Here is a 14,961-nt window from a genome sequence, read left to right on the forward strand (position 1 = left end):
GAGGAGTAGGCAACCTCGGACTCTATCGCGCATGGAGAGTTCCCGGAGGAGGAAGGACACGACTGGTGCGGCCCGCGCCGGTTCGGGCCGCAGCACCGTGCACAGGGGACCGCCCGCAAGGGCATCGGCTCCTGCGAAGACGGCAGACTCTAGGCCGGGTCGATGCGGAAGACGCTGCCGCCGAGGTCGAGCACGTACAGTTCGCCGCGGCCTCCTTGTACGAAGGAGATGACCTCGCCGCCGTTGACTCCGAGGTCGCTCACGCCGGTCACCTCGCCGTCGTCCATCTGCAGGGCGCGGACGGTGCCGTCGCAGTAGTCGCTGAACACGTACTGACCCTTGAGGTCGGGGATCGCCTTGCCTCGGTAGACGAATCCGCCGGTCACCGAGCAGCCGAGGCCGGTGCGGTCGTACTCGTGAACCGGCGGCACGTGGTTCGCGGGTTCCGTGCCGTCCCGGAAGGGGTGCTTGCCTTCCATCTGGGACCAGCCGTAGTTCTCGCCGCCCTTGCTGCGGGCCGGGGCCCAGTCGATCTCCTCCCAGGCGCTCTGGCCGACGTCACCGATCAGCAGGTCACCCGTGCCCGCGTCGAAGGAGAACCGCCACGGGTTGCGCAGCCCGTACGCCCAGATCTCGTCCCTGGCCTTCGGGTCGCCCACGAACGGGTTGTCCCGCGGGATCGCGTACGGCTTGCCGCCGCGCGGGTCGATCCGCAGCAGTTTGCCGAGCAGCGTGTCGAGGTTCTGACCGTTGCCGTGCGGGTCGCCGCCCGCGCCGCCGTCGCCCAACGCGATGTAGAGGTAGCCGTCGGGGCCGAACTTGATGTCGCCGCCGTTGTGGTTCGAGTAGGGCTGCGTCTGGGTGAGGACGGTGCGCCGGGTGTCCTTCTGGATCCTGCCGTGCCGCACGGCGAACTCGTCCACCCTGCTGTTGCCCTGGAGGTCCGTGAACGAGATGTAGAAGTGCGCCAACCGCCTGTCGAAGGCGATGCCCAGCAGGCCGCGTTCGCCGTCGGTGGTGGTCTCCTTGGATATGTCCAGGACAGGCGTGCTCAGCCCGTGCGGGCCCAACACCTTGACGAGGCCTTCGCGTTCCGCGATCCAGACCGTGCCACCGGGACCGGCGGTGCCGGCGATCGGGTGCTGCGCCATGGCCACCTTGTTCAGTACGACCTTCGCCGCCGGACGGAGAGCGGGGGGCTCGTCGGCGGAGGCGGTGGTCAGGGCGAGGGAAGCGACGAGGCAGAGAGTGCCGATGATCGCCGAGCTTCTGGTGCGAACTGTGCGAACGTTCACCGTGATCCTCCTGGAGGCGGCGAGTGGGGGGTCACCCGGCTGCTCGGGGCAGAGTGGAGAGAGTGGGGTGGGTGTCGTCACGCCGGTACGCAACCTGGGTGGGGGGCAGCGCGCTACTGGTTACGGGTGAGGGTACCGGGACTGGAGGCACTGGTATAGGCCAACGGTCAGTCGTCGTCCGCCCACGAACTCGTCGGCCATGAGGCCGAGTTCGATGACGGTGGCACGTCCGCCGATCGCTCCGCCGTCCCGGCCCGGTACTGCCCCGGGGTCGTACCGAATTCCCGGCTGAAGGCATGCGAGAGGGCGTACGGAGTGCCGTAGCCGACGCGGCGGGCGATGGTGGCCAGCGGGTCCGAGGTGTCACGGAGCAGGGTGGCGGCGAACGTCAGGCGCCACCAGGTGAGGTACGCCATCGGCGGGCGGCCGACGAGAGCGGTGAAGCGGCGGGCCAGGGTGGCGCGGGACACGCCTGCCTCGGCGGCCAGGCGATCGTTGGTCCAGGGGGCGGCCGGGTCCGAGTGCAGTGCCCGCAGGGCGGCGGCCGCCACGGGGTCGCCCAGTACGGTCGGCCAGGCGCCGCTCGTGCCCTGGGCCGCCCAGGAGCGGATCATGTAGACGAGGAGGAGGTCGAGCAGGCTGGGCACCGCGACGCAGGCGCCGGGCCCTCGGGTGGTCAGCTCGTGGCCCAGCAGATCGACCGCGGCGCGCAGTTCGGGATGGGCACCCACTCTGTTCGGCAGGTGGACGACCGTCGGCAGCTCCGCCATGAGCGGGTGCATGCGGCTGCGGTCGAGCCGGTACTTGCCGCACAGCATCTGCACCTCGCCGGAACCGGCTCGGGGCAGGCGCGGCCCTCTCTCGTCGAGCCACCGCTCGAACGGCACCGCCTGTTCCACGGTCGCCGCGTCGGCGGGGGCATCGGCGATCACATGTCCCGTGCCGTGCGGCAGCAGGACCACGTCGCCCGCGCCGAGCGAGACGGGAGAGCCACCGTCGGGCAGCAGCCAGCAGCTGCCCTCAAGCACCACATGGAAGCCCGCACCGTCGTACGGGGCGAGCCGCGCGCACCAGCTCCCGCTCACCCGCACCCGGTTCGAGGAGGGACGCCCGATGCGTACTGCCGAGACTGCGTCACTGACCACATCCATCGGACCAGGATATCCATCACGTCATGCGTGAGACGGATGCGTATCCAGATGAGCTGAGCAGGCATTGAGCAGCTCATCCTCCCTTCCTAGAGTCGTGGGCATGAACAGCGAGAGCATGCAGGGCGAGAGCGGGCAGAGCGAGAGCAGGAAGCGCGAGAGCGGGCGGAGCGGGAGCGGGCCGACCGGCGGGCAGAGCATCGTGCTCGGCGATGTCGAGGTCACCCGAGTCGTCGAGTGGCAGGGGGCGTTCGCGCCTGCACGCGGCCTGGTCCCGGAGTCCGACGCCGAGGTGTGGAAGGGCAACGAGGACTGGCTGGCGCCGGATCACTGGGAGCCGGACAGCGACAGGTCGGTGGTGGCGTTGCAGACCTGGGTGCTGCGCAGCCGCGGACGGACCGTCCTGGTCGACACCGGTGTGGGCAACGGGCGCGAGCGGCCCGGCTCGGCGCAGTTCCACCACTGGCAGGGCGATTTCCTGGGCGGACTGGCGCGGGCCGGAGTCCGGCCGGAGGACGTCGACGTCGTCGTCAACACCCACCTCCACGGTGATCACGTCGGCTGGAACACCACGGGGGTGGACGGAGGGTGGGAGCCGACGTTCCCCAACGCCCAGTACCTCATCCCGGCCGCGGACGACTTCCACTACGGCCCGGACAACGCGTACGGGAACGGCCTCCGGGAGGACGACCGGCTGATCTACGAGGACAGCGTCGCGCCCGTCCACCGGGCCGGGCAGGCCGTCCTGTGGGACGGCTCCCACCGCATCGACGAACACCTCACTCTGGAGTCCGCACCGGGCCACACGCCCGGCTCGTCCGTGCTGCGGCTCGCGTCCGGGAGCGACCGGGCGGTCTTCGTCGGCGACCTTCTGCACAGTCCGGTGCAGATCCTGGCGCCCTCCTGCAACAGTTGCTTCTGCCTGGATGCGGGACAAGCGGTGGCCAGCCGCCGCCGGATCCTCGAACGAGCCGCCACGGAACGGGAGTTGGTCATACCCGCACACTTCGGCGGGGCGGGTGCCGTGGAAGTCCGGCGAGAGGGCGACGGGTTCGCCCTCGGGCAATGGGCGGCCTACGGCGGCGAGCAAAGGGGCTGATCCCCTACCCCGGAGCCCTGCCCTGAAGCGCTGTGCCGGAACGCTACCGGTACCCTTCGAGCAAGGCGGCCCCGAGGCCGGTCAGGTGCGCGAGGGCGGCGGCGAAGGAATGGCAGTCGAACAGCGCTGAATGCTCACGCCCGGCTGCGGGTTTGGGCAGGCCGAGCACCTCCCACAGGCGGCCCACGTTCGCTGTCGCCGTTGCCGGTGCCACGCGGTTCACCCAGGGTCGGATGTTGATGAACGCGGCGTCGAGCATGCTGTGCTTGAGCACGTCCCCTCGTGCGCGGGCCCAGCCGATGTTCTCTCCGATGACGACCATGTCGTTGCCGTAGGACAGCGCGGTCTGCCCCCGGCAGAACCCGAGGAAGTCGCTCAGCGCCTGTGCGGGCGGGATCCCGTCCCGGTCCACGGACTCCTGGGTGATACCTGTGAGTTCGGTGAAGTACGCGGACAGTCGCGGGTTGGCCACGGGGCTCACCAGCGTCTCGTACTCGTCGACGACCGAGCAGTCCTCGCTCAGGCGGAGGGCTCCGATCTGCACCACCTCACGCAGTTGCCCGGGCGCTCCCCAGTCCTGCTCCAGCGCGCCGGGCCACGATGTGAACTCGAGGTCGAATACAACGAAGGAGGACATGGCGTCACTCTGCCAACCGACGCCGGGGATTGGCCAACCGAACCGCGCGGAGGCCCCCGGGCGGGGTAGTCAGGCGTCACGGCGGCGCAGCAGGACCGCCGCCGTACCCAGCACGAGGAGCAGATAGCCGACGAGCGCCCCACCCGCTGCGGCCGGGGAGAGCACGGCACCATAGATGGAGTCGTCGTTGCCGACTCCGGCGATCTGGCCGGGCAGGGCCGCCGGCATCAGGGAGCTGGCGCGCTCGTCCCATGGTGCGGGCAGCGTCCGGGTGAGCATGGGCACCAGGTGGACGAGGCCGACGACCGCGACCACCGCGCCGACGGTGGAGCGCAGCACGCATCCGAGCCCGAGGCCGATCAGGGCGATGGCGGCCACCGTGGTGGCCTGGCTCAGGATGAGCCCGACGCTGTGCGCGTCCCCGTCGGACAGCGACTGGATCCGCCGGTCGCCGACGATCGCCCGGCTCAGCGCCGCGGCAGCGAAGAGGGCCGCCGCGGAGACCGGCCAGACGAGAGCCACAAGGACAGCCGCCTTCGCCGACAGGAGGCGGCCGCGACTCGGTACGACGACGAGGCTGGTGCGGATCAGACCGGTGGCGTACTCGGGGGTGACGGCCAGGACGCCCAGGACGCCCAGCGCGATCTCGGCGACCATCGTCACCAGCTGGGTCATCGGCGTGACGGCGAAACGGGCCTGGTCGCCCGGGCTCAGGCCGTCGTAAGTGTGCACGGCGTAGTGGCACAGCGCGGTGGCCCCGGCCAGGGCGAGCGCGACGGTGCCGACGGCGATCCACGTGGAGCGCACAGTGCGGAGCTTCAGCCACTCGGCCGACAGTGACGCGATCATCGAGGGAACCCCGTGGTGCCGACCGTGTGGGCCCCTGCCGTGTGAGCCTCTGCCGTGTGAGCCCCTGCCGCGGCGGTCAGCCGCAGATACGTCTCCTCCAGGGAGGCGCCGAGCCGACTGGCCGCCCACAGCGGTATGCCGTGTCCGGCGGCGATGCCACGGATCTCTTCCCCGCCGACGTGGTCGACGACGAGGCCGCCGTCGCTCTCGCGCCGGACCACGGCTCCGGCGGCCTCCAGGGCTCCGGCGAGGCGGTCCGGCTCCGGCGAGCGCACCAGCACCCCGCGGCCGAAGCGTTCGTGCAGCTCGACGGCGGTGACATCGGCGACGAGCCGGCCGCGGCCGATGATGACGAACCGGTCGGCGGTCTGTTCCATCTCGCTCATCACATGGCTGGAGACCAGCACGGTGCGGCCCTCGTCGGCCTGGGTCCGCAGCAGTCCACGTATCCAGCGAATCCCTTCCGGATCGAGGCCGTTGACGGGTTCGTCGAGGATGAGCACCCCGGGGTCGCCGAGCAGGGCGGCAGCCAGGCCGAGGCGTTGCCGCATCCCCAGAGAGAAGCCGCCGACCCGCCGGTCCGCCACTCCCGCGAGGCCGACCTGGTCGAGGACCGCGTCGACCCGTGCGGCGCCGATGCCGCTGCCGACGGCGATCCAGCGCAGGTGGTCACGGGCGCTGCGGCCGGGGTGCACGGCCCCCGCGTCGAGCAGCGCGCCCACCTCCCGCACGGGATGCCGTACCGCGCGCAACGCCCGGCCGTTGACGGCACATCGGCCGCCGTCCGGGATGTCGAGCCCCAGGATCGCGCGCAGGGTACTGGACTTCCCGGCGCCGTTCGGACCCAGGAACGCGGTCACCCGGCCGGGCTCGGCGGTGAAGGACAGCTCGTCGACAGCGAGGTGCCCCCGATATCGCTTGGTCAGCGCTTCGACTTCAATCATGCCGGTCAGCGTGCCGGGCGACCTTGCGGTGGCGCATCGGGCCAGGGACTGTCATTCCCGGGTATGAAGCGCGGGACCGACCGCTGTGCCTACGGTGTGCCGATGCCTTGTAGCGAAGCAGTCGACCCAGGACAGCGCCTGAACCACCGGCAGTTGGTGGCGCTGGATGCCGTAGCGGCGGTGCTGTTCACGGCGGCTTCCGCGCCGTTGCCGCCCCATGGCTCCGGGGAACTCCCCGACTGGCTGCCGCTGCTGCTCGCGGCCGCGACGGGCCTGCCGGTGGCGGCGCGCAGGATGTGGCCCGTTCCCGCGTTCGCCGTGGTGGCTTCGGCCTCGCTGGCCGCCGAACTCCTCGGAGCGGCGCAGACGTACTTCGCTGCGGCCGCGTACGTGCTGTACTCGGTGGCGCTGACCAGCCGCCGAGAGCCCCGGGTCTCCGCACCACGGGCCGCGGCACTGGCCTGTCTCGGCCTCGCTGTGCCGGTGTTCGTGGGGGTCCCGGAGGGCACGTACGACCAGGTCGGCCGGTTCGTGGTCGCCGCGGGTGTGCTCGGATGTGGCTGGACGGTCGGCCGTGCGACGCGGGAGCGCCGCGCCTACGCGGCCTGTCAGGCACGGCAGTTGGCCGCCGACGCGGTGGAGGAGGAGCGGCTTCGCATCGCCCGTGAGCTGCACGACGTGGTGACCCACAGCCTCGGACTGATCGCGGTGAAGGCCGCCGTGGCCAACCATGTGGCACACGAACGGCCGGAGGTGGCCGGGGAGACCCTGCGCGTGATCGAACGGGTCAGCCGGGACGCGCTCACCGAAATGCGGCACATGCTGGGCCTGCTGCGCACCCAGGGCGACGAGGCGGGGGTGTCCGCCGTCGACTTCAGCCCTTCGCCCGGTGCGGAGCAGATCGCCGAACTCGTCGAACGGGCGGAATCGGCGGGTGTCGAGGTCCGGCTCGCCGCAGACCCGCTGGACGGACTCCCGGAGGCGGTCGGTCTGTCCGTCTACCGACTCGTGCAGGAGTCCCTGACCAACGTGGTGCGGCATGCCGCGCCGACCCGCTGCCAGGTCTCTGTCGGTGTCGTGGACGGAGAGGTGCGCGTGACGGTCACCGATGAAGGGCCGCGCTCCGGGCGCGGCGTCCGGGCCCGCGTGGAGGGCGGATACGGGTTGGTCGGGATGCGCGAACGGGTGGCGGTGTACGGCGGGAGCCTCGTCGCAGGACCTCGCCCGGGGGGCGGGTTCGAGGTCTCGGCACGGCTTCCGGTGGCGCCGGACATCCGCTGGCCGAGTCGTCGGGTTCACCGCCGGGCGGGCCGCACCAGGCCGCTCTCGTAGGCGACCGCCACCAGCTGTGCCCGGTCACGCATCCCCAACTTCGCGAGCAGATGGCTGACATGGGACTTCACCGTGGGCAGGCTCAAGTGCAGCCGGTCCGCGATCTCGCCGTTGGACAGGCCGCGGGCAATCAGTACGAGGACTTCGCGTTCCCGTGCCGTCACGCCGTCCAGGCGTACGGGGATCTCGGGGTACTGCTCGGGCCCGCGTCCGGCGAACTCGGCGATGAGGCGGCGGGTCACCCTGGGTGCGAGCAGGGCCTCACCGGCGGCGATCACCGAGACGGCACTGAGCAGATCGGCGGGCGGCGTGTCCTTGAGCAGGAAGCCGCTCGCCCCGGCGCGCAGCGCCCCGTACACATAGGCGTCCAGGTCGAACATGGTCAGGATGAGCACCCGCACGGCCGCGGCCTCGGGAGCGGCGCAGATCCTGCGCGTGGCCTCGATGCCGTCCATGTCCGGCATCCGTACGTCCATCAGGACCACGTCCGGCAGCTCCCTCAGCGCCGTGCGTACGGCCTCGGCGCCGGTCGCGGCCTCGCCGACCGACTCCATGCCCGGCGCGCTGTCCACCAGCATGCGGAAACTGCCGCGCAGCAGTGCCTGGTCGTCGGCCACCAACACCCGAATCGTCACTCCGCCCCCGACGTCTGCGCCACGCACTGCCTCGCCGGAGACGATACCGGGGTGCGGAGTGCGTTCAACCAACGGGAATCTCCGTGAGCTTGGGCGCTGGATCGGAAGGCAGCGGCTGGAGCGCGCGGGCCTGGCTGCCACCTGGTCCGGCTGCTCGCCGCAGAAGGCACAGCGTGCGCCTCTCCCAGGCAGTCACCCTGCTTGGCGAGACGAAGCAGGCATACGTAGATCGGGAAGCCGCGCTCGCGCTCAAAGGGGCGACAGCGGCGTCTCCTCCCCGCCACCACCCCGCCCCCCGTCGCGCCCACGGCCCACTCCTCCCCCCGCCCTGTCAGCGTGCGCTGTTGCCTGCCCGAGGCGCCGCTCCGGGCGGCCCTGAATCGGTATGTCATGGTCGGCAGGGGGAGCGACCTGTGTCGTCCTTCAGATACGTTGCGCGCTCTTGTGGGGTGAGGTCGCGGTTGACGGCGCGGCAGATCTTGCGGAGTGCGAGGGCCGGTTGAGGAAGGGTCGCGTCCCACAGCCGTACGATGCCATCGCTGCCACTGCCGACGATCTGATCCCCCCGAGGATTGAAGGCGAGAGCGCTCCCCCTGACGGTACGTGCGGTGAGTATGAAGCGGATCTTGCCGGTGGCGGTGTCGTGGAGGCGAATCTCGCCGTTGGTTTGGCCGCTGATGGCGAGGGTGTGTCCGTCGAAACTGAACGCCAGGGCCCCCACGCCTTCCGAAAGTCGAGGAAACGTTGCGCGCACATCGCCGCTTGCAATGTCCCACAGGTGCACGCGCCCCTTGTAGTCGCCAGCAGCGAAGGACCGTCCGTCAGAACTGAACGCTGCAGTCAAGGCCATTGCAGGGAAGTCGTCGAACTCCGGAAACGTGTGGGCCTTGCCTGTTGCGACGTCCCACGACCGCAGGCCGCTCGTATCGCCCTTGGTCAGCAAGCGTCCGTCTGAAGTGAACGCGAGAGCCGAGACGTCGCCGCTGGGCTCAGTGAGCGTGGCGCGGGCTCTGCCGGTGTTCACGTCCCATAAGCGCACCACCGCTCCGTCTGGCTGTTCATCGCTTCCGACGGCGGCCAGAGTGCGGCCATCTGGGCTGAATGCCACGGACTTCAGTTCGGAGAAGCCTCTCATGGCCCCTTTGTGCACGGTGCCCGTGGCCACGTCCCATAACCGTACTTCCCCGCCACGCTGGTCGGAATTGCTGCCTGTGGCCAGCAGACGCCCGCTAGGACTGAACGCCATGGCTACGAGCTCACCGGGGTCCGCAATCAAGGGTGTCCGCGTCTGGTCCGTGGTCAAGTCCCACAACCGTACTTCCCCGTCAATCGCACTACTGGCCAGAGAATGACCGTCAGGGCTGAAGGCCAGACACTCTACAAAGCTGGAGTGTCCGTTGAGCGTGGCGCGGGCCTTGCCTGTGGCTGTCTCCCAAAGACGAACCCGCTCATCATTGCCGGTTCCGGCGAGCGTACGTCCGTCGGGGCTGAACGCCAAAGAGATCCCTTCGGCAGCCGGCACAAAGAACGTTGACCGGGTGCGGCCCTCGTGGGGATCCCAGAGGCGTACCCTTCCGTACTGCGTGGCAGTGGCAAGCGTACGGCCGTCGGCAGTGACGGCGGCCGCGGTCACCGCGCCGTCCCGCACCAGCAGAGAAGGCCGAGGCTTTAGCGTCACGGCATCCCACAGCTGCACGATTCCCTGGCCCTTGCCGTTCTTCCCACCGACCACCAGTGTGCGGCTGTCAGGACGGAACGCCAAGGCCCACACATGGCTCACCGGCCCGTTGAGTGTCGCGCGCAGGTGGCCACTCTCCGGATTCCACAGACGCACCGGCCCCGTTCCGACGCCACTGCTGGTGGCCAGGATGCGAGCATCGGGACTAAAGACCACCGAACCGTCAGCGGCGCCGCGCAACCTGATGTGGCGCGCGCCGGTGGCCTCGTCCCATTGCCACACCCGCCTGTCGTCGTCACTGGCGGCCAGCAGACGTCCGCCGGGATCGAATGCCAGTTGCGACACTCCGTTGAGGATGCCGGTGAACGATCGCTTCGTCTTGCCGCTGACCGCATCCCGCAACTCCACGCGCGTCTCGTCATCACGCCCGGAACCGCCGATTGCCAGGGTGCGTCCGTCGGGACTGTACGCTGCCGACGCCACACTGGTGACCAGCCCACGGTCGAAACGGTGGTTGAGCGGCAGGCCGGCGGCAGCACGGAGGCTGGTGGTGGCTTCTCGGGTGGGCCTGGTGTCGTAAGCGTGCAGGGCCAGAAGGGAGGCGAGGTCAGGCTTGGTCTCCAGAAGGTCGGCCGACTGCGCGGCGAGCTGACGGGACTTGGCGATCTGCCGTGCGGTCACCGCTGTCGTCCGCTGATGCTCGCTGTCCCGGTACTGGTTCCAGGCGAACAGGCCAGCGACGAGGGCGAGGGCAAGGAGGACGGTCAGCGTGCGGGTCAAGCGGCGCGTGCGCCGGGCAGCGCGGGCGGCGGCGCGCTGTTCCTGGTCACGGGCGGCGAGGCTGGCAGCGAGAAAGTCGTGTTCCAACGCTGTCAGATCGGCGCAGGCGTCGGGCGTGGAGAAGGCGTCCGCAGCGGCAGCCAGTTGGATGCCCCGATACAGCCCTCCGGGGTCGCGGTCGACCTCATGCCAGGCGGTGGCCGCATCAGTGAGACGGCGATGGACGATGAGGCGTTCGCGTGCCTGGTCGATCCAGTCGCGCAGCCGCGGCCAGGCGGTGAGCAAGGCTTCGTGGGCGAGGTCGACAGTGTCGTCGTCCAGCGTGACCAGCCGGGCGCGGGCCAGCCGGTGCAGCACGATGTGCGGGTCGTAGTCTGCCGTGCTGCCGCCTGTGACCTCGGAACGGTCGGCGGGGCGGCGCGTATCGGGGGCGCCCTCGCCCGGGGTGATCAGACGTAGCAGGATACGCCGGGCTGTTTGGGCTTGCGCAGGGGTGAGTTGGGTGTAGAGGTCCTCGGCAGTCTGAGCGATGGCGCCGTGCAGGCCCCCTGCAGCCTCATAGGCCTGCAAGGTCAGGGTACGGCCGCAGCGCCGGCGCCAGGTCTCCAGCAGCACATAGGACAGCAGCGGCAGACCGCCCGGCTCGCCGGTCACCTCCCCCATGAGCCGGGCGGTCAGGGCACGTTCCACGATCAGGCCTGCGGTGGCCGCGGGCTTGACGATGACCTCGCGCAGCTCGTCAGGGGTCATCGGGCCAACAGGCAGGCTCGCCTTTCTGAGGAGGGTGGCCAGGTCCTGGTGTTCGAGGCAGCGGGCGTAGAAGTCCGCCCGCATCCCCAACACCACCCGTAGTCGGCTGCCGGGGTCGTGGGCCTGCATGAGTCGACGGAGGAACTCCTGGCGCTCGTCCGGGTCCTGACAGAGGGTGAAGGTCTCTTCGAACTGGTCCACCACCAGCCACGTATCCCCCGCCCCCGCAGCCGCCGTGAGCCGTTCGCGGTGCTCGCGTGCCGGGCGAGGGCCGGGGGTGAGGATCCGGATCGCCGCCGGACGCAGCTCCTGATCGGTTGTGCTCTGCAATCGGGGAACCAGGCCAGCGCGTAACAAGGAGGACTTCCCACTGCCCGATGGACCCAGCACCACCGTGATTCGGTGCGCACGCGTCAATTCGACGAGGTCGTCGGTCAAGCGGGTACGGCCGAAGAAGCGGCTGCTGTCGTCGGGCTCGAAGCGTGCCAGACCACGGTAGGGCGCATCGGATGCATCCGCTGGTTCCAGCGGAGTCTGGGTGGCTTCGGCCTGAACGTCATGCCAGCGTCGCTCCCACTCCTGCACATCCCCGCCGCAGGCCTTCACATACGCCAACGTGACATCCAGGGACGGCAGCTTCTCTCCTGCCGCCGCCGCTGCGAGTGTGCCTGCAGCGTAGGGCGCGGACTTGGCTAGCGTCCGGTAGGGCGGAGAGCCCGCTGCCTCTCGTAGTCGGCGCAGATAGTACGCAAAACGCGGTACTGAGCCCGCGGCCGGATCGATTGGCTTCTCACGGCGCCCCACGATCGCTCCACCCCTGTTCTGATCGCTGAGGCCGAGGCCACCACATCGCCACAACAGAGTGAAGGGAGGTGCCAGCCAAGTCTTCGCGCCCCACGTTCCGTGCTTCGAACCGCGCTCATGGTCATGCATCTGCCAGCTGTCGGTCCACCACACGGCTGTCCCGCCAAGGCGGGCTGGTGGGTGACCCCAACTGGCGAACACTCGGTGTCTTTACCGCTCTGGTCCCGCGGGGGCGCGCGTGCCTCCGCACCTGCGGCAGATCATGCCCTGAGCGCTGAGACGGCCCGCCAAAAGCTCTGACGGGCCGTCGGTATCGGGTCAGGCGTTCGCCGATGCGATTCCATGGGTCCGGTCAAGGACGAACAGGAACCACTTCATGCGACCGTCGTTACCCTGTCGACGGTCGCAGTAGTAGGCCCGCCACCAGCCGTTGCTCTTACCTGTCTTCCCCTCGGCCTTGCAGGCACCCTTGGTCCAGTAGGCGCGATAGAAGCTCCACCCTTGCGCTGAGACGTCATGGTCTGCAACTGAAGTGACGGGATTCTGCGTGGTGGTGACTGCGGGAGAGGCCGCAGGAGCCGCTTGTGCGGCCGTGGGACCCAAGGCGAGGCCCGCCCCGAGCGCCAACGTGGCCGTGGTCAGTGCAAGGCTCCTCTTGCGTGGAGTCATCAACTACATCCTCTCGATTCTCAGGTAGTCAGCCCTCTGAAGTGCGCCGCTCATGCCCGAGGGACGACATCGACGCAGCCACCAGCCAGCGCCTTGAGGGCGCGACGGCTAGCGCACTGCGCCGGGCCTGCAGCCGATGCGGCGTGTCGGACATTGAGTCTGCGCAGGCAGGGATTGTCTGGCAGCCCCGATTCGATGGAAGTGACAAACTCGCGGCACGCGCGCTTCCAGGCCATTGCCCGAGAACCCTCGCGGAAAGCGGGGCGGTCAGGACAGGGTTTGCGCGCGCTGTCGCCGAGCGCGGTGACACCGTCACAGTTCGGCTGCACGCCCGTCACGTGTCCTCGGCGCACAGGTCCAACCGGACGTTTCCGGACGGAGGGGTGGAGCCCGGAGTGCATCTGTTTGATCATGCATCCGCCGGACATCGGCCCGGACGGGCGTCCGCGCCCATGGCGGGAGACGGGCCATACATGCTGGCCGGCCTGCTTGTTCGGCCTGGCACGAGTGGAACGTGTGGCTCGTCGCAGGCCTGGTCAAGTCAACGTTCATCCGGGCCGACGGCATCCCGGCTCGCTGCGGACGGCAGCCGATCGACGCGTTGCGGGCCGATGTCGCTGCGCTCCGCGAACGGCACCCGGAACTGCTGGCCCTCCATGCGCGGTTGAGCCGGAACCAGTAGTCCGTTCCAGGCCGCGCCGCGTGCCCCGTCGGCCGAGCCGTACAACCCCTGCCCCGCGTGGCGTGTCTTCACCACCACACGGAGCCGTCCATGGCGGAGCCCTCCGGCCTTCCGTCCCGACCGGTTCCCACTCGTGCCGACTCGTTCCAACGGGGGATCACATGAGCCTGACGCACACCCGTACACGTACCCGCCGCGGCGCGGCCGCCGCCCTCACCGTCCTTATGGCGGCCGGTGTCGCGGCCGCCGGCACCGGATCCTCGAACGCCGGTACCACGGCGCCCCAGACGCGGCAGATCGCGTCGTCCGTCCTCGGAAGCGACTACAAGATCACGCTGACCGCGCTGCGGTCCACGGAGGACGAGTACGCGGCCTCCGTGCGCCTGCAGGTCTACACCCAGAGCGGCGGCGCCTGGAAGGAGTCCGACCGCGTGACCGTGGGCGACGTCGACGGCTGGTTCTGGTACCCCCTCACGGGCAAGGGCGCCGTCTGTGAGTTCTCGACCGCGAGCACCGAACCCGCGCCCCTGACCGTGAGCCTGCTGCTCACACCGTCGATCGGCTGCTCCGACCCCGCGCACTTCACCGTGAAGGAAGGCCGGGTCTACGCGGGCTGATCCGGCGCCGCCTGTGCGCGCGTGGTGGTGAAGCGTCTGCGGTACTCGCTCGGCGTGGTGCCCAGGTGGCGGGCGAAGGCGCGGCGGAGGGTCTCGTCGGTGCCGAGACCGCTGCGCTGCGCCGCCGAGGTGATGCTGTGTCCGTCCAGGAGGAGCTGCTGGGCGTGGTCGAGGCGGACGCGTTCCACCCAGCGGGCGGGGGTGGTGTTCAGTTCGCTCCGGAAAAGGCGGGTCAGATGCCGGGTGCTGATGGCGGCGGACGCGGCCATCGCGGGCAGGCTGTGGTCGCCGGCCGGGTCGGCGACCACGGTGGCCATCAGTGAGCGGAGCAGATCGTTGCGCGCGGGCGGGGTCGTCAGGGCCGTCGAGAACTGCGACTGCCCGCCCGGGCGCTGCATGAACACGACCAGCTCGCGCGCGATGTCCCGGGCCGGGCCCGCTCCGTGGTCGTCCTCCACGAGGCCGAGCGTCAGATCGATGCCCGCGCTGATCCCCGCCGACGTGACGTACCGCCCGTCGCGGATGTAGAGGGCGTCCGGCTCGACGCACACGCGGGGATGTCGGTGGGCGAGCGCCTTGGAGTGGCGCCAGTGCGTGGTCACCCGACGCCCGTCGAGCAGGCCGAGCGCAGCCAGGACGAAGGCGCCGCTGCAGACCGACGCGACCCGGCTCGCCCGCGCGGCGAGCGTGCCGGCCGCCGTCAGGAGTTCCCCCTCGACGGGCTGCTCGACCAGCCGGTCGCCACCGGCGACCACCACCGTGTCGAAAGGGCCGGTCCCGGCCGCCGCGCTCGCCCCGGCCAGCACAAGCCCCGATGACGTCGCCACGTCACCGCCGCGGGGCGAGACCAGCACCACCTCGTAGGGGAGGCCGAGCCGCCCCGCCTGGTGCAACACCTCCGCGGGGCCGGTGACATCGAGCATGGTCACACCGTCGAACACGAGGAAGGCCACGCGCCGCGTCATGTCCTGATCCGTGGTTCTCCTGGCCGAATGGACATGGCATCAGCGTACGTCAGCGAGCGAACGTAGACGCCCGGAAT

Annotated in this window: 13 protein-coding genes; 3 read left to right on the top strand and 10 right to left on the bottom strand. The window is 70.0% G+C overall.

The features are described from left to right. Positions 1 to 149: 149 nt before the first annotated feature. Both ACFWZ5_RS12020 and ACFWZ5_RS12025 read right to left on the bottom strand, forming a co-directional pair. On the bottom strand, positions 150 to 1,295 hold the full coding sequence (locus ACFWZ5_RS12020) for a PQQ-dependent sugar dehydrogenase (protein ID WP_384785709.1): 1,146 nt from the start codon (positions 1,293 to 1,295) through the stop codon (positions 150 to 152). A 167-nt stretch (positions 1,296 to 1,462) separates the two neighbouring features. Continuing rightward, positions 1,463 to 2,446: an AraC family transcriptional regulator gene (locus ACFWZ5_RS12025; protein ID WP_384785712.1), complete on the bottom strand. Its 984-nt coding sequence runs from the start codon at positions 2,444 to 2,446 to the stop codon at positions 1,463 to 1,465. A 100-nt stretch (positions 2,447 to 2,546) separates the two neighbouring features. Here ACFWZ5_RS12025 and ACFWZ5_RS12030 point away from each other — a divergent pair, with 100 nt between their 5' ends. Then, a complete protein-coding gene (locus ACFWZ5_RS12030; RefSeq protein ID WP_384785715.1) occupies positions 2,547 to 3,542 on the top strand; it encodes an MBL fold metallo-hydrolase in 996 nt (331 codons plus the stop codon). Positions 3,543 to 3,585: 43 nt separating this feature from the next. Here the strand turns inward: ACFWZ5_RS12030 and ACFWZ5_RS12035 are convergent, their stop codons facing one another. From ACFWZ5_RS12035 to ACFWZ5_RS12045, 3 genes are all read right to left on the bottom strand, one after another. Further along, complete coding sequence (locus ACFWZ5_RS12035; protein ID WP_384785718.1) at positions 3,586 to 4,179, bottom strand: 3'-5' exonuclease; 594 nt, start codon at positions 4,177 to 4,179, stop codon at positions 3,586 to 3,588. A 69-nt stretch (positions 4,180 to 4,248) separates the two neighbouring features. Then, a complete protein-coding gene (locus tag ACFWZ5_RS12040; RefSeq protein WP_384785721.1) occupies positions 4,249 to 5,028 on the bottom strand; it encodes an ABC transporter permease in 780 nt (259 codons plus the stop codon). After that, a complete protein-coding gene (locus ACFWZ5_RS12045) occupies positions 5,025 to 5,972 on the bottom strand; it encodes an ABC transporter ATP-binding protein (RefSeq protein ID WP_384785724.1) in 948 nt (315 codons plus the stop codon). Before ACFWZ5_RS12045 ends, ACFWZ5_RS12040 begins: the two co-directional genes overlap by 4 nt. A gap of 102 nt (positions 5,973 to 6,074) precedes the next feature. On the opposite strand from ACFWZ5_RS12045, the gene ACFWZ5_RS12050 reads away from it, so the two are divergent. After that, positions 6,075 to 7,304 (top strand): sensor histidine kinase, encoded by a 1,230-nt coding sequence (locus ACFWZ5_RS12050; RefSeq protein WP_384785727.1) that lies wholly within the window; start codon positions 6,075 to 6,077, stop codon positions 7,302 to 7,304. Here ACFWZ5_RS12050 and ACFWZ5_RS12055 read toward each other — a convergent pair. The 4 genes from ACFWZ5_RS12055 to ACFWZ5_RS12070 all read right to left on the bottom strand — a co-directional run bounded on the left by ACFWZ5_RS12055 (position 7,268) and on the right by ACFWZ5_RS12070 (position 13,380). Then, positions 7,268 to 7,939, bottom strand: a complete 672-nt coding sequence (locus ACFWZ5_RS12055) for a response regulator (protein ID WP_384785861.1) — start codon at positions 7,937 to 7,939, stop codon at positions 7,268 to 7,270. The two genes, ACFWZ5_RS12050 and ACFWZ5_RS12055, sit on opposite strands and share 37 nt — an antisense overlap. Positions 7,940 to 8,327: 388 nt before the next feature. Then, entirely contained in the window at positions 8,328 to 11,753 is a 3,426-nt protein-coding gene (locus ACFWZ5_RS12060) for a hypothetical protein (protein WP_384785863.1), read from the bottom strand. 516 nt (positions 11,754 to 12,269) lie between these two features. Then, positions 12,270 to 12,620 (bottom strand): hypothetical protein, encoded by a 351-nt coding sequence (locus ACFWZ5_RS12065; protein WP_384785730.1) that lies wholly within the window; start codon positions 12,618 to 12,620, stop codon positions 12,270 to 12,272. 541 nt (positions 12,621 to 13,161) lie between these two features. Then, positions 13,162 to 13,380 (bottom strand): hypothetical protein, encoded by a 219-nt coding sequence (locus ACFWZ5_RS12070; RefSeq protein ID WP_384890680.1) that lies wholly within the window; start codon positions 13,378 to 13,380, stop codon positions 13,162 to 13,164. An 83-nt stretch (positions 13,381 to 13,463) separates the two neighbouring features. Between ACFWZ5_RS12070 and ACFWZ5_RS12075 the strand changes: the two genes are divergently transcribed. Then, positions 13,464 to 13,919 (top strand): hypothetical protein, encoded by a 456-nt coding sequence (locus ACFWZ5_RS12075; protein WP_384785733.1) that lies wholly within the window; start codon positions 13,464 to 13,466, stop codon positions 13,917 to 13,919. Here the strand turns inward: ACFWZ5_RS12075 and ACFWZ5_RS12080 are convergent. Next, positions 13,907 to 14,884, bottom strand: coding sequence for a GlxA family transcriptional regulator (locus ACFWZ5_RS12080; protein ID WP_384785736.1), 978 nt, complete (start codon positions 14,882 to 14,884; stop codon positions 13,907 to 13,909). The two genes, ACFWZ5_RS12075 and ACFWZ5_RS12080, sit on opposite strands and share 13 nt — an antisense overlap. Positions 14,885 to 14,961 lie beyond the last annotated feature (77 nt).

The organism is Streptomyces sp. NPDC059003, from assembly GCF_042740445.1.
GTDB lineage: Bacteria > Actinomycetota > Actinomycetes > Streptomycetales > Streptomycetaceae > Streptomyces.

What these genes read in the sequence shown, in the direction of transcription:
- ACFWZ5_RS12065 (WP_384785730.1), bottom strand. Translation starts at nt 12,620, where the DNA reads ATGACTCCACGCAAGAGGAGCCTTGCACTGACCACGGCCACGTTGGCG.
- ACFWZ5_RS12040 (WP_384785721.1), bottom strand. Translation starts at nt 5,028, where the DNA reads ATGATCGCGTCACTGTCGGCCGAGTGGCTGAAGCTCCGCACTGTGCGC.
- ACFWZ5_RS12080 (WP_384785736.1), bottom strand. Translation starts at nt 14,884, where the DNA reads ATGACGCGGCGCGTGGCCTTCCTCGTGTTCGACGGTGTGACCATGCTC.
- ACFWZ5_RS12025 (WP_384785712.1), bottom strand. Translation starts at nt 2,446, where the DNA reads ATGGATGTGGTCAGTGACGCAGTCTCGGCAGTACGCATCGGGCGTCCC.
- ACFWZ5_RS12075 (WP_384785733.1), top strand. Translation starts at nt 13,464, where the DNA reads ATGAGCCTGACGCACACCCGTACACGTACCCGCCGCGGCGCGGCCGCC.
- ACFWZ5_RS12030 (WP_384785715.1), top strand. Translation starts at nt 2,547, where the DNA reads ATGAACAGCGAGAGCATGCAGGGCGAGAGCGGGCAGAGCGAGAGCAGG.
- ACFWZ5_RS12050 (WP_384785727.1), top strand. Translation starts at nt 6,075, where the DNA reads ATGCCTTGTAGCGAAGCAGTCGACCCAGGACAGCGCCTGAACCACCGG.
- ACFWZ5_RS12035 (WP_384785718.1), bottom strand. Translation starts at nt 4,179, where the DNA reads ATGTCCTCCTTCGTTGTATTCGACCTCGAGTTCACATCGTGGCCCGGC.
- ACFWZ5_RS12045 (WP_384785724.1), bottom strand. Translation starts at nt 5,972, where the DNA reads ATGATTGAAGTCGAAGCGCTGACCAAGCGATATCGGGGGCACCTCGCT.